Here is a 12420-nt window from a genome sequence, read left to right on the forward strand (position 1 = left end):
CGGCGCCGCAGGAACAAGATGAGCAGAGCTTTAATAGGCAGTCTGACACGACGCAGCATGATGCTTGGATTGCTGTCCGGCTGCGCCATTGCGCCGGCCGGGCCGGAATATGAACGGCCCGAGACCAAACTTGCCAAAAGCTTCCTGAAGCAACAGCCGTCCGGTGGCGTGCGCAAACATGATGCCAAATGGTGGACGTCGTTCAACGACTCCTTGCTGAACACCATCGTGGGCTACGGACTGGAGAACAACAAAGACATTCAACGGATTGCAGCCCGTATTCAGCAATCGCAGGGTATTTTGGCCTCTGCAGGCTTTCCGATTGGCGGCTCCAGTCGGGTAAGTGAAGTCAGGCGAAGTGGCGGCGGCGGAGATGCCGCTGAAACCTCGGGATTTGTGCGGGCCGAAGCCAAGTGGAAGCTGGACCTGTTTGGCAAACTGCAACGGGAGAAAGAGGCGGCTTTTGCACGACTGGAAGCCAGCTATGCTGATCTGGATGTCTGGACGCTGCTTTATGTCGATGAGGTGGTCACCGCTTATACAGACATGCGCTATGCACAGGAATTGGCACGGATCTTGCACCGGGTGTTGGCCAGTCGCGAAGAAACACTCAAAGCCACCAAGTCTTTGGCAAAGGAAGGCGGCGCAACCGAATTGGATGTGGCGCAGGCCAATGCGCTGGTGTTGCGCACAAGCTCTGCTGTGCCAGACGCGCGCATATTGTTTGTGCGCATGGTCAATCGTGTCACCGCCTTGGTCGGCAGCACGGAGCTGGCAGAACGCGACGATCTGGATGTTCGAGCGCCGCAACCGAGCCCTAAAACCAGTGTTGTCTCAACCGGAGTGCCTGCGGATCTGCTGCGCAACCGGCCGGATGTGGTCTATGCCGAGAAAAAACTGGCTGAAGCAGTGGCCTTGGTTGGGGTGGCGGAGGCGGATCTATATCCCAGCCTTGGGTTGACCGGGAACATCAATGTGTCTGGCGGTAGCTCGGGATTTGATCCCTTGGCGGCCTTCTTGCGCATCGATTTGGACATTCCCTGGTACGATCTACCAGTGCGGCGCGGCAAAGTGGAAACCGCCAAAGGCCTGGTGGCGGAACGCAAAGCCGCTTGGGAGAAAGAGGTTGTGCTGGCTGTGGAAGAGGTGCGCAGTTCGCTTTTTGCCTTGCGCGAAAACACACGCGCAGTGGAGCTGTCCAAAAAGGCGGTAGAAGCAGCGGCGGAGGTGTTGCGTTTGGCGCGCAAGGCTTATGCCTCCGGACAAGCCTCTTTCCTTCAGGTTTTGGATGCGGAGCGCGCCTTTTTGGACACTGAAAATCAGGCTGCCTTGGATTTGCGCAACAGGGCAGTTGATTTTGTTGATTTGAATGTCGCGCTTGGCGGGAGTTTTAACGGTTCGTTAAGTGGCCCCACGTAACCCTTGCGTCACCGAGGGTTGGCTGCAACCACTTGGGTGAATTGGTTACTTAGGGAAGATCACATGTTGGCACAAATCGCGGCTCAAATGGCCGAGGGGCTGAAAGACCGGACGTTTGACGGTTCATTGAAATTTGACTGCGGCGATGCCGGGGTTGTTGTGCTGGCGGACAACACTGCCACGCAGGAAGACCGCGAGACAGACTGCACCGTGTCGATTTCCGAAGACAATCTGGTGAAGCTGCTGGCAGGTGATTTGAAACCGACCACCGCGCTGATGCTGGGCAAACTCAAAGTGTCGGGTGATATGGGCACAGCGATGAAACTGGGCCAGCTGCTGACCTAAGACAACAAGGCGGGGATCACCCCGCCTTTTGCCTTACAGCTTATGCGCTTTCATCTCTTCATAAAGGGGAAGCGCCGCCTGCAGGACAGGCTGTAAGGTGTCTGGCACCTCAGGAAGCGGGCCTTCGGCGCCGGCAAATCCGGTAGAGTTCCAAACCGCGCTGTACCAATGCGGTGCCCATGCGCCGTCGTCTTTGTGGCCGCCTTTGGGCCAAGACAACATGGCGTCATCAAATCCCAACCCAATGGCATCACAGAGTTTCTCCAACATCTCATGGGGATCATCGCGGATATCGTGACTGTCGATCACGATCGGTGTCTGGCCCCAATTGGAAACCAATTTCATCAGTTCCGCCTGCTGTGGAAAGCCAATGTCCGTGAGCGTGGGATTCTCGCGTTTGTCGGCATAAGACGCAATCACACGGGCGGGGTGGCGCAGCAGAAAGACATTGGTGACCTCACGCATCCAGCCGCGCGGAACGCCGGCAATCATGTGCTGCGTCATGTGTTTTTGATAGAAGTGAGACTTGCCGCCGGGGTTGGTGCCAATAAGGTCAGCAACCACATTGGCTGGGTCTTGATCTTGGGACGCCAAAATCTCTTCGCCCATCGGGTGCTCCAACCCGGTCATGGCGAGGTAAGCGGCGTAGAAAGGCTCGTCCACCACAGCGCAATCGGCACGGTTGCCAAAGGCGTACATCATGGCGGTTGAGAGGTTGCGGGGGCCGCTCCACATGGCAATTTTCACGGGGCAAACTCCTATCGGTTTTGCGTCGGTATCGCGGCTGTATCGCGACAGTGCGAATTTCGGGATTACGGCTTGGCGTCTTGCACGACGAGGTCTTTGTAGAGACTGCGGATGTGCTTGGTCATCTCGCCCATTTCGCCGGTGCCAATAGGTCGCCCGTCAATCTCGCTGACCGGGGTCTGTGCGCCAAAAGTGCCGGTGAGGAACGCCTCATCCGCGCCGTAGGTGTCCACTAGGGAATAGTTGCGCTCAAAAACCGGGATGCCGTCGGCGCGGCAGACATCAATCACCTTTTGGCGGGTGATGCCGTTCATGCAGTAGTCGCCGGTAGAGGTCCAAACCGCGCCCTTGCGCACAATGAAGAAATTGCAGGCGTTGGTGGTATTCACAAAGCCATTGATGTCGAGCATCAGCGCCTCATCCGCACTGGCTTTCTCTGCCGCGATACAAGCAAGGATGCAGTTGAGTTTCGAGTGGGAGTTTAATTTCGGGTCTTGGGTCATTGGCAAGCCGCGAATATGCGGCACCGTCGCCAGTCGGATCGGGCGCGGGATTGACGGTTTGGAATGCTCCATGATGATGGTGACAGTCGGGCCTTGCTGACTCAGCGACGGGTGCTGAAACGGGCGGGTTTTCACACCGCGTGTGACCATCAGACGGGCGTGGGCGTCGGTGGTCATGCCGTTGGCGGCGCGGGTGGCCTCCAAGGCGGCAATCACGCCGGCTTGGTCCATACCGATGTCCAGATCGATGGCTTTGGCGGCCTCAAACAAGCGGTCCATATGCTCATCCAGGAACGCCCAGTGGCCGTCATAAAGGCGCAGACCTTCCCACACACCGTCCCCCAGCATAAAGCCGCTGTCATAGACCGACACCACTGCCTCTGCCTTGGGCACAACACGGCCGTTGAGCCAAATCTTGATCTCTTCGTTGCGGGCATCTTCGGCGGCCTGGTGGGTGGTGACGTGGTCTGTCATGGAGCGCTCCCTGTGGCAAAGTCACGGGACGCTATCTGTGTCACACGGGGTTTCCAAGCTGAATTTTACATATTGGATACGTTTCACGTGGTTGACAGCAGGTGTCGTGGCGGCACTTTAGGGGGTGCAATTGATTTGGACTTTTGACTTTTGACTTCCGTGACCAACCTGGCCGCTGTGCCGTCTTCTCCCTCAAAAACCCTATTGGTGCTGGGCAGCACCGGAAAGCTTGGGCGATTGCTGCAGGCGTGCCTGACTGCCGCGCCCGATGTACTCTCTGGACGGAAAGTTGTTTGGGGCGGACGGACAGCGGACGCGGGTGTGGATTGGGTCTACTCGGCCGGTCCGCCACCAAAAGCCGATGCGGTGCTGGCCTTATGGGGCGTGGTTCCGGGCAAAGGGGATTTGGCCAACAACATCATGCTGGCGCATAGGGCCGTTGCGATCGCAGGGGCTAGCGGCGCGGCGCGTGTACTGCATTGTTCCAGCAGCGCGGTCTATGGCCCCGCAAGAGAGGCGACGGAAGCAAGCGCATTGGCGCCGGTGAATGCCTATGGTGTGGCCAAGATTGAGATGGAACAGAGTCTGTTATCAGACATTTCAGGTCAATCGACTGAGCCAGACTCCGCTGTCTTGCGCTTGGCAAATGTCGTCGGAGCAGACAGCTTGTTTCGTGCGATCCAGAGCGGTCAACCAGTGACACTGGATGCCTTTGACATTGGCCAAAGCCCAATCCGCAGCTACGCCACGCCCACTGTGATTTGGAAAACGGTCGCCAGCCTGCTGTCCACAAATACGATGCCAGACATTGTGAACGTGGCTGCCTCCAACCCTGTCGCCATGCATGAGTTGCTTGAAGCTGCACAATGTCCGTTTGTGTGGCGCCCAGCGCCGGAAACGGCGGTGGCGGAGGTGTCCATGTCGATGGCGCGGCTTCGGCGCTTGACGGGGCAAACGCTTGTGATACCGCCACAAGAGATGATCGCGGAATGGCGCAGGTTGACAGAGGCACAGGCATGATCGGGCACGGCACCACGTTTGGGCGGCGGATGATGGACCTTGGCTGGGTGCTGTTCCTGCTGATGATCCTGTGGCCGGTGATGCTGATTGTGGCGGTGATGATCCTGGTCCGGGATGGGCGGCCAATCCTGTATGTGTCGGAGCGCATGAAAACGCCAAAGCAGGGATTCAAGCTCTACAAATTCCGCACCATGAAAAACGTCGATCAGGACAGTGGCGTGTCCGGTGGGGATAAGAGCCATCGGATCACCAGGACAGGCAAGTTTTTGCGGCGCTACCGGTTGGATGAGCTACCGCAGCTGTTCAATATTCTGAAAGGCGACATCAGTTTTGTGGGGCCGCGCCCGCCTCTGCGGCGTTATGTGGAGCGGTTTCCCACGCTTTATGCCGAGGTGCTTAAAGATCGGCCGGGTGTGACCGGATTGGCGACGTTGATCTACCACCGGACAGAAGAACAACTGCTGGAGGATTGTGAAACAGCAGAGGAAACCGAGGCGGTGTATGAGCGGCGCTGTGTGCCGCGTAAGGCGCGGTTGGATCTGCTCTATTCGAAGCGGCGTACGTTGGGGTTTGATCAGCGTCTGACCGTGGCGACGGTGTTTCGGCGGGTGGCCCCGGTTTATCGCCCCGGCCGCACAAAGTGGTTGCTGTAACCGCTCATCACCTTATTTCACCAAGCTGTGACATGTGGTTTCAAGGGATTGAGCCGCAGGAAGGGTTGCGGAAAAGATGGCGACAAGAAGGAGCGTCGCTATGACAAGATTTCAGAATCTGAAGACCTTGGCTTTGACCATATTTATTTTGCTGGGTGGATTGGCACACGGCCACCGCGCCCAAGCAATGGGAACCGACACGCTGGTCGTGGCGGGTGGCTGCTTTTGGTGTGTGGAAAGTGACTTCGAAAGCGTGCCCGGTGTGCGCGGCGTGGTCTCTGGCTACACTGGCGGGTCGACAAAAAACCCAAGCTACAAAGATGTGACCAAGGGCGGGTCCGGACACTATGAGGCGGTGAAAATCACCTTTGATCCGGATACTGTAACGCGGGAAACCCTGTTGGACCTGTTTTTCCGCTCGGTGGATCCAACCGATGCCGGCGGACAGTTTTGTGATCGTGGTGACAGCTACCGCTCCGCCATTTTTGTGGCCAATAAGGTGGAACAGGGTCTCGCGGACAGCGCCAAAGCCAAGGCACAGGCTCAGCTGGGGCAGACAATCGTGACGCCGATCCTGAGAGAAGGGAAGTTCTACAAAGCAGAGGCCTATCATCAGGATTATTACAAAGGCTCCAAGATTGTGCTGACCCGCTTTGGCCCAAAGAAACAGAGCGAGGCCTATAAGCGCTATCGCAAGGCCTGTGGTCGGGATGCGCGGGTGAAGGCGCTTTGGGGATCAGATGCCCCGTTTATCGGCCACTGAGGTTAGGGGGCGTTGCCCCTGTCACAGCACGCAGTGACTCCCCCAGCACATTTCCGGAATGAGAATGACGAGGGTGCGTTTAGAAGCGGGCCTCGTCGACGTCTTTTAGGTCTGGAATCACATCAGCGGTGCCTTGACGGGTGACCATCAACGCCGCAGCCCGCATGGCCAGACTGATGCATTGCTCCATCGGCAATCCGCGATCGCGGGCGGCCAGCACGTATCCGGTGAACGTGTCGCCCGCGCCAGTGGTATCAACCGGGGTGACAAGCATGGCTGGGAAGTCGCGCGAGGTGCCGTTGTTGATCCAGCGGGCGCCTTGCCCCCCCAGAGTGATAATCACATCGGTGATGCCCAACGACTCTGGCGTTTTGCCAGTGGCCTCTTGCAGCTGCGTCGCTTCGATTTCGTTGAGGATGAGAAAATCCAAATAGGGAAGCACAGAGGTGGCGGCGGCGGCATCAAACGGCGCGGCAGCATAGGCGATGTAGAGATCGAGACTGCGGGCCATTTTGGCCGCTTCGAGCTGATTTAGAGTCTCATTTTGCATCAACAGCGTGTCACCGGGGGAAGCCTCAGACAGCGCGCCCGCGATGGTTTGATTGGGGATTTGGAAGTTGGCGCCGTTCAAAAGCACAATGCTGTTTTCCCCCGCATCATCCACATAGATCAGAGCCTGCCCCATGGGGCTGTCAGCAAGATTGGTGATGTGACGGGTGTCCACGCCAAATTCGGTCAGCCGATCAATCGCCCATTTTCCGTCCTCCCCAACGGCACCGATGTGGGCGGTATGCGCGCCGGCACGGGCGGCGGCGACGCTCATATTGGCGCCTTTGCCGCCCAAGCCTCGGGACATGCTGGTGGCAGCCAGGGTTTCGCCCGGGCCGGGAAGGTGTGGCACGTGATAAAAGTAATCTGCGTTGATGCTGCCGAGGTTGTAGATCGCCATGGGAACCCGTTTTTTTCTCAATTTTGACCAAGTGATCAATTCTGAGGTCTCTTGTCTATGCCCAATCACCATAAAACACGTTTTGCGCTTTCCGATAGGGGATGGGGTTTGCTATCTGGTGGGAACCAAACCTTGGGGGGTCTGAGCAGTGAAAGGCGATAAGCCAAGCGTCACGCCGATGATGGCGCAATACCTGGAGCTCAAGGCGCAGTATCCGGATGCGATATTGTTCTACCGAATGGGCGATTTCTACGAGATGTTCTTTGACGACGCGGTGGCGGCGGCAGAGGCGCTTGATATTGCGCTCACCAAACGTGGCAAACATGACGGCAATGATATTCCGATGTGTGGTGTGCCACATCACGCGGCCGAAGGCTATTTCCTGACGCTCATTCGCAAAGGCTTTCGCGTCGCGGTCTGCGAGCAGCTTGAGAGCCCGGCGGAAGCCAAGAAGCGCGGCTACAAAGCAGTTGTGAAACGCGATGTGGTGCGGCTGGTGACGCCGGGCACATTGACCGAAGACAGTCTGCTCGATGCACGGCGACACAACTTTCTTGGGGCTTATGCGGTGGTGCGCGATGAGGCGGCCTTGGCTTGGGCGGATATTTCCACCGGTGCGTTACATGTGATGCCACTAAGCCCGGTGCGGTTGGGCCCAGAGTTGGCGCGGTTGGCACCAAGTGAGCTGCTGATTGCGGAAGGCACTGAAGCAGAATTGGCGGCTGTAGTCGAGGACATGGGTGTGCCACTGACCGCCGTATCGCGCGGAAGTTTCGACTCTGTTTCGGCAGAAAAGCGGGTGTCCGCACTGTTCAAAGCCTCCTCGCTTGAGGCTTTTGGCACTTTTGGCCGCGCCGAAGCTGGCGCGCTGGGCGCCATCGTGGATTACCTGGAGCTGACCCAAAAAGGCAAACTGCCGTTGCTGCAACCGCCACTGCGAGAAGCTACGCAAGGGGTGATGCAGATTGATGCTGCCACGCGCCGCAATTTAGAGTTGACGGCCAGCCTGTCTGGCGGTCGGGCTGGGTCGCTTTTGGCCACCATCGACCGCACCGTGACCGCAAGCGGCGCGCGCCTTTTGGAGCAGCGGCTGTCTTCGCCTTCCCTGCGTCTCGCTGCCATACGCGGACGGTTGGACAGCGTGTCTTACATGGCGGAGTATCGCAGTGAGGCTGCAGACCTGCGAGACGCCTTGCGCAAAGTGCCGGATTTGGATCGGGCGCTATCACGCCTTTCGCTGGATCGCGGCGGGCCACGGGATTTGGCTGCGGTACGCAATGGTTTGGGGCAAGCGGGCGAACTGGCGGAGCGCGCTTATGCTGGCGAATTGTCAGAAGATCTGAACGCGGCACGTGACGCGCTGCGCGGGCATGATGCGCTGTTGACCCTGCTGGAAGAGGCGCTGATCGCGGAACCACCTTTGCTGGCGCGCGATGGCGGATTTATTGCGCCGGGATATGATCCTGACTTGGATGAAAGCCGGGAGTTGCGCGACGAAGGCCGCGGCGTGATTGCCAGCATGCAGGCGCAGTACTCTGAGCAAACCGGGATTTCAGCGCTGAAGATCAAGCACAACAATGTGTTGGGCTATTTCATCGAGACCACGGCAAAACACGCAGATGCGATGATGTCGCCGCCTTTGAATGAGACCTTCATCCATCGCCAAACCACGGCCAATCAAGTGCGGTTCACCACCGTTGAGCTGAGCGAGATGGAAACCAAGATCTTAAACGCCGGCAATCGGGCGCTAGAGATTGAAAAGCGGCTCTATGACAGCCTAAAAGGCGCCATTTTGGACCAAGCGGGGCAAGTTGCGGCGGCCTCAAAAGCGCTGGCGGAATTTGATTTGGCGGCGGCTTTGGCGGAATTGGCAGCCAATGAAAATTGGACCCGCCCCGAGGTGAACGAGAGCTTGGACTTTGCCATCGAAGGTGGGCGGCATCCGGTGGTTGAAGCGGCGCTGCGCAAATCCGGTGATCCGTTTGTGGCCAATGATTGCGATCTGTCAGGTGGCGATGCTGCGAGCATCTGGCTTTTGACCGGTCCCAACATGGCGGGTAAATCGACCTTTTTGCGCCAGAATGCGCTGATCGCTTTGCTGGCGCAGATGGGCAGCTTTGTACCCGCAGACCGCGCCCGAATTGGACTAGTAAGCCAGCTGTTCAGCCGTGTTGGCGCGAGTGATGACCTCGCCCGTGGACGCTCGACATTTATGGTCGAAATGGTGGAAACCGCCGCCATTCTCAATCAAGCGGATGACCGCGCTTTGGTCATTTTGGATGAGATTGGTCGTGGGACCGCAACTTACGATGGCTTGTCGATTGCCTGGGCCACGCTGGAACATCTGCATGATGTAAACCAATCGCGGGCCTTGTTTGCCACCCATTACCACGAGATGACTCAGCTCTCCGGGAAGATGGCAGGCGTGGACAACGCCACCGTAACCGTGCGGGAGTGGGAAGGCGAAGTGATCTTCCTGCATGAGGTCACGCAGGGCGCGGCGGATCGCAGCTACGGTGTGCAAGTGGCGCAGCTGGCAGGCTTGCCAGCGGCTGTGGTCGATCGCGCTCGTGTGGTTTTGGACGCGCTTGAAAAAGGCGAGCGGGAAGGCAAGGCACAGAAGGCGTTGATTGACGATCTGCCATTGTTTGCCGCTGCACCTCCGCCGGTGGCTACGGCACCAAGTGGGCCATCTCCGTTACAGGAAAAGCTCGCGGATGTGGCGCCAGATACGCTCAGCCCACGTGAGGCGTTGAACCTGATCTATGAGTTGAAAGATTTGGCGGAGAGCTAGTTTTGGCTGGTTTAGAGCCTATTTTTCCGTCAGAAGCGCGGAAAGATAAGCCCCGTAGCCGGACTTGCCCAGCATATCTGCTCGGGTGCGCAGCTCAGCGTCGCTGATCCAACCTTTGCTCCAGGCGATCTCTTCAGGGCTGCCTACCTGCTGCCCCTGGCGGTCTGACAGGGTGCGCACAAAATTGCCCGCATCCAGAAGGCTGGCATGGGTGCCGGTGTCGAGCCAGGCGTAGCCGCGCCCCATGAGCTCCACTTGTAAGGCACCATCGGTGAGGTAGGTTTCCAGCAACGTGGTGATTTCGAGCTCGCCACGCGCGGAGGGTTTCACGGTGCGGGCACGCTCTGAGGCAGTGCCATCCAGGAAATAGAGGCCGGTGACCGCATAGGGAGACGGGGCCTTGGTGGGCTTTTCGATGATGCGACGGGCGGCTCCGGTGCTGTCAAAGTCAACCACGCCGTAGCGCTCCGGGTCAGCAACACGGTAGCCAAACACCGTGCCGCCTGTTGTGCGTGCTTCAGCGGTGGCGAGTTGTTCCGGCAGACCGTGGCCAAAAAAAATGTTGTCCCCCAACACCATGGCGCTTGGGGCACCATTCAGGAAATCTTCGGCCAAAAGGTACGCTTGCGCCAAACCGTCCGGGCTGGGCTGTTCGATGTAGGTGAGGCTGAGGCCCCACTGATGGCCATCCCCCAAGGTGCGTTTGAATTGCGCCTGATCTTGCGGCGTGGTGATGATGGCGATCTCGCGGATTCCGGCCAGCATCAGCACAGACAACGGATAGTAGATCATCGGCTTGTCATAGATCGGCAGAAGCTGCTTGGAGATGCCAATGGTGATTGGATACAGCCGCGAACCGGTGCCGCCTGCCAGAATGATGCCTTTGCGTGCCGTCATATGTCGCTCCGCTCCAATTGCGTGATCACACGGGTGAGCCCCGCCTGCCAATCAGGAGGTGTAATGCCAAAATCCGACAGAAGCGTGGCGCAATCCAGTCGGGAATTGAGCGGGCGTTTTGCCGGGGAGGGAAAGCCGCTGCTGGGGATGTTGGTCACGGAAACCATGCGGTTGGTAGATTGGAAAATGGCGCGGGCAAAATCCGCCCATGTGGTCGTGGGAGTGCCCGCATAGTGATAGGTACCACCGGGTTTCCCCGCCAAAAGGCCCCGCGCGATGGTGAGCAATGTCGCGGCGATGTCGCCAGCAGGGGTTGGGCCACCGTGTTGATCCGCCACAATGGAGAGGGCATCGCGGCTCTCACTCAGGCGCAGCATGGATTTTACAAAGTTGGCCCCATGCGCAGAAAATACCCAGCTGGTGCGCAGGATCACATGTTTGCCACCTGCGGCCCGCACAGCCTCTTCGCCCGCCAGTTTACTGCGGCCATAAACGTTGATTGGGTCCGTCAGATCGCTCGATACATGTGGCGCATCCCCTGACCCGTCAAACACATAGTCGGTGGAAATATGCAGGAATGGAAGGTTTCGCGCGGCGGCAGCTTTGGCCATGGCGCCGGGGGACGTTGCGTTGATGGTTTCGGCAACATAAGGCTCTGTTTCAGCCTGATCCACGGCTGTATAAGCCGCCGCGTTGATCACGACATCCGCGTCTGTTGCCTGAATTCGCTCGGCACATTGGGACGGATTTTGCAGATCTGCCTCAGCACGGCTTAACGCCTCAATCTGAACCTCGGCGCCAGACAAAGCCTGTAACTCCCGTGCCACCTGCCCGGTTTTTCCAAACACCAAAACCTTCATCGTCATTCCTATCCGATCTCAAGCGACACGCGGTTATGCCCCTTTTGATGTGCCAAGCCGGAGGCCGACGCCATCACGCGCCTGCAACGCCTGCCACCAATCTGGATTCTCCAGATACCATTGCACGGTTTTCTCCAAGCCCTGCTGCAGCGTCACAGACGGGCGCCAGCCCAACTCTTCGCGGAGTCGCGTGGGGTCAATGGCATAGCGATAATCATGTCCCGGACGATCCTGCACGTTGCGTATTTGGCTGGAATAGGGTCGATCAGCAGGGCGCAGGCGATCCAAAATCGCACAGATGCTTTCCACAAGATCAATGTTACGGGCCTCGTTTTCGCCGCCAATGTTGTAGGTCCGGCCGTTTTCGCTTTTCTCCAACACGGTCAAAAGCGCGTCGGCGTGGTCTTCGACATAAAGCCAATCCCGAACGTTCAAGCCTTGTCCGTAGACCGGGATGTCCTTGCCCGCGAGCGCATTCAAGATGACCACGGGGATCAGTTTTTCCGGGAAATGAAACGGGCCGTAGTTGTTGGAGCAGTTGGTGATGACAAATGGCAGCTGATAGGTTTCGCCCCACGCGCGGACCAAGTGGTCGCTACTGGCTTTGGACGCGGCATAAGGCGAATTGGGTGCATAGGGCGTGTCCTCGGTGAACTGGCCGTCATCCTGCAACGTGCCATAGACCTCATCTGTGGAAATGTGGTGGAAGCGAAAACCGTCCGGTTTGCCGTTGGATTGCCAGTAGCCTCGAGCGGCCTCCAACAAGGTGTAAGTGCCGGTCACATTGGTGTCGATAAACGCGCCGGGGCCATCAATAGACCGGTCCACATGGCTTTCCGCCGCCAAATGCATCACGGCATCTGGTTGATGATCCGCAAAAATCCGTGCCAGAGCATCTGCGTCGCGAATGTCCGCGTGCTCAAAGGCGTACAGTGGATTGTCCGCCACTGAGGAGACATTGTTGAGACAGGCAGCATAAGTCAGCGCATCCAGATT

At 58.1% G+C, this 12420-nt stretch carries 12 protein-coding genes; 6 read left to right on the forward strand and 6 right to left on the reverse strand.

The genetic code is table 11. The features are described from left to right. The first annotated feature begins 18 nt into the window (after window positions 1-18). Both QZ517_RS06145 and QZ517_RS06150 read left to right on the forward strand, forming a co-directional pair. Window positions 19-1419, forward strand: coding sequence for an efflux transporter outer membrane subunit (locus QZ517_RS06145; protein WP_294223759.1), 1401 nt, complete (start codon window positions 19-21; stop codon window positions 1417-1419). A 63-nt stretch (window positions 1420-1482) separates the two neighbouring features. Next, window positions 1483-1764 carry an SCP2 sterol-binding domain-containing protein gene (locus QZ517_RS06150; protein WP_283424401.1) on the forward strand — a complete coding sequence of 94 codons (282 nt, stop codon included), beginning with the start codon at window positions 1483-1485 and terminating at the stop codon, window positions 1762-1764. A gap of 33 nt (window positions 1765-1797) precedes the next feature. On the opposite strand, the gene QZ517_RS06155 is transcribed toward QZ517_RS06150, so the two are convergent. After that, on the reverse strand, window positions 1798-2511 hold the full coding sequence (locus tag QZ517_RS06155) for an HAD family hydrolase (RefSeq protein ID WP_294223762.1): 714 nt from the start codon (window positions 2509-2511) through the stop codon (window positions 1798-1800). Window positions 2512-2576: 65 nt separating this feature from the next. Continuing rightward, the gene (locus QZ517_RS06160) at window positions 2577-3488 is read right to left on the reverse strand and encodes a D-amino acid aminotransferase (RefSeq protein WP_294223765.1); all 912 of its coding nucleotides are present in this window, start codon (window positions 3486-3488) and stop codon (window positions 2577-2579) included. Between the two features lie 159 nt (window positions 3489-3647). Between QZ517_RS06160 and QZ517_RS06165 the strand changes: the two genes are divergently transcribed. The 3 genes from QZ517_RS06165 (at window position 3648) to msrA (ending at window position 5924) form a co-directional block, all read left to right on the forward strand. After that, on the forward strand, window positions 3648-4508 hold the full coding sequence (locus QZ517_RS06165) for an NAD(P)-dependent oxidoreductase (protein WP_294223790.1): 861 nt from the start codon (window positions 3648-3650) through the stop codon (window positions 4506-4508). Then, entirely contained in the window at window positions 4478-5161 is a 684-nt protein-coding gene (locus QZ517_RS06170) for a sugar transferase (protein WP_294223767.1), read from the forward strand. Before QZ517_RS06165 ends, QZ517_RS06170 begins: the two co-directional genes overlap by 31 nt. 100 nt (window positions 5162-5261) lie before the next feature. Beyond that, window positions 5262-5924 carry a peptide-methionine (S)-S-oxide reductase MsrA gene (gene msrA, locus QZ517_RS06175; protein ID WP_294223770.1) on the forward strand — a complete coding sequence of 221 codons (663 nt, stop codon included), beginning with the start codon at window positions 5262-5264 and terminating at the stop codon, window positions 5922-5924. Between the two features lie 79 nt (window positions 5925-6003). Here the strand turns inward: msrA and QZ517_RS06180 are convergent, their stop codons facing one another. After that, the gene (locus QZ517_RS06180) at window positions 6004-6873 is read right to left on the reverse strand and encodes a ribokinase (RefSeq protein WP_294223773.1); all 870 of its coding nucleotides are present in this window, start codon (window positions 6871-6873) and stop codon (window positions 6004-6006) included. Window positions 6874-7051: 178 nt separating this feature from the next. Here QZ517_RS06180 and mutS point away from each other — a divergent pair, with 178 nt between their 5' ends. Beyond that, window positions 7052-9667, forward strand: coding sequence for a DNA mismatch repair protein MutS (gene mutS / locus QZ517_RS06185; protein ID WP_294223794.1), 2616 nt, complete (start codon window positions 7052-7054; stop codon window positions 9665-9667). Between the two features lie 18 nt (window positions 9668-9685). Here the strand turns inward: mutS and rfbA are convergent, their stop codons facing one another. The 3 genes from rfbA to rfbB form a co-directional block, all read right to left on the reverse strand. After that, complete coding sequence (gene rfbA, locus QZ517_RS06190; RefSeq protein WP_294223776.1) at window positions 9686-10564, reverse strand: glucose-1-phosphate thymidylyltransferase RfbA; 879 nt, start codon at window positions 10562-10564, stop codon at window positions 9686-9688. Further along, window positions 10561-11424 carry a dTDP-4-dehydrorhamnose reductase gene (gene rfbD / locus QZ517_RS06195; protein ID WP_294223779.1) on the reverse strand — a complete coding sequence of 288 codons (864 nt, stop codon included), beginning with the start codon at window positions 11422-11424 and terminating at the stop codon, window positions 10561-10563. The genes rfbA and rfbD overlap by 4 nt, the downstream gene beginning before the upstream one ends. A gap of 33 nt (window positions 11425-11457) precedes the next feature. Continuing rightward, on the reverse strand, window positions 11458-12420 hold a 963-nt coding region (rfbB, locus tag QZ517_RS06200), incomplete at its 5' end, for a dTDP-glucose 4,6-dehydratase (protein ID WP_294223782.1).

This window comes from uncultured Shimia sp., from assembly GCF_913054185.1.
Lineage (GTDB): Bacteria > Pseudomonadota > Alphaproteobacteria > Rhodobacterales > Rhodobacteraceae > Shimia.